Genomic DNA, 1,487 nt, shown 5'->3' with positions numbered 1-1,487 from the left:
GTGCGGCTGCCGCGCAGGGTGGCGGGGTCGATGCCGGCCCGTTCGAACGTTTCCCACGACGTCTCCAGCAGCAGTCTCTGCTGGGGGTCCATGGCGAGTGCTTCGCGCGGCGAGATTCCGAAGAACGCCGGGTCGAAGTCGGCGGCGCGGTGCAGGAACCCGCCCTCACGGGAGTAGGTGGTGCCGGGGTGGTCGGGGTCGGGATGGTAGACGTTCTCCAGGTCCCAGCCTCGGTCGGAGGGGAACTCGGACACGGCGTCGCCGTCGGACAGGACGAGGTCCCACAGGTCCTCGGGCGTTGCGACATCACCGGGGTAGCGGCAGCTCATTCCGACGATCACGATGGGGTCGTCGGCGACGTCCACGGAGGGCACGAGGGTGTTCGTGACATCGCCGACTTCGCCGACGACCTGTGTCAGCACGTGGTCGGCGAGGGCGGCGGACGTCGGGTAGTCGAAGACCAGGGTGGCAGGCAGGCGCAGACCAGTGGTGGCGGTGAGGCGGTTGCGCAGTTCCACCGCGGTGAGTGAGTCGAAGCCGAGGTCGCGGAAGGACTTCCCGAGCTCGACCGCGTCCGGCGAGGCGTGCCCGAGCACCGTCGCGACGGCTGACCGGATCAGACCCAGTACATGGGCCGCGCGCGTCGGCGCGTCCAATGCAGCCAGTGTGCGGGCGAGTTCACCACCGTCGGACGAGGCGTCGAGCGCGTCGGCCGAGGCCCTGCGGCGGGTCAGGGCCGGGGCGGGCAGAAGTCCGCGCAGGATCGGCGGCACCCGCTCGGGTACGGCGTCGGCAGAGCGGAGGGCAGCGAGGCCGAGGCGTATGGGGATCAGCAGGCCGTCGTGGTCGTCCCCGACTGCTTTGTCGAGGAGCGCGAGGCCTTCGGTCTGGGTGAGTGATTCGACGCCGAGGCGTGCGATTCGTCGTGCGTCTGTGTCGGTGAGTTCGGCGGTCATGGTGCTGTTGGTGGCCCAGAGGCCCCAGGCGAGGGAGAGGCCGGGCAGTCCTTCGGCACGCCTCGACTGGGCGAGGGCGTCGAGGAAGGTGTTGGCGGCGGCGTAGTTGGCTTGGCCTGCGTTGCCGAGGATTCCGGCGGCGGAGGAGAACAGGACGAAGGCGGCCAGGTCGTGGTTTCGGGTGAGTTCGTGCAGGTTCCAGGCGGCGTCGACCTTCGGCCGCAGCACCGTGTCGAAGCGGGACGCGCTCAAGGCCTCCAGCACACCGTCGTCCAGAACACCCGCCGCGTGGATCACGGCGGTCAGTCCGCGTCCGTCCAGAACCTGCGCCAACGCGTCCCGGTCGGCCGCATCGCACGCCAGCACCTCCGCGGACGCGCCTGCTTCGGCCAGTTCGCGCTGCAGCTCGGCCATGCCGTCGGCGGTGGGTCCGCGTCGGCTGAGGAGCAGGAGTTTCTTCACGCCGTGTGCTGATACCAGGTGTCGGGCGACGAGTCCGCCCAGTGCGCCGGTGGCTCCGGTGATGAGTAC

At 70.1% G+C, this 1,487-nt stretch carries 1 protein-coding gene; it reads right to left on the bottom strand.

What is annotated here, in order from left to right; all coding sequences use genetic code 11:
* The coding region (locus ACFVW8_RS39135) for a KR domain-containing protein (RefSeq protein WP_389698824.1) at positions 1–1,436 on the bottom strand (1,436 nt) is incomplete at its 3' end.
* Positions 1,437–1,487 lie beyond the last annotated feature (51 nt).

The sequence above is a fragment of the Streptomyces sp. NPDC058221 genome (assembly GCF_042882365.1).
In the GTDB taxonomy this organism is placed as follows: Bacteria; Actinomycetota; Actinomycetes; order Streptomycetales; family Streptomycetaceae; genus Streptomyces.
Note: the sequence above shows the minus strand (reverse complement) of the source record. Positions and strands in the feature narration are given on the sequence as shown.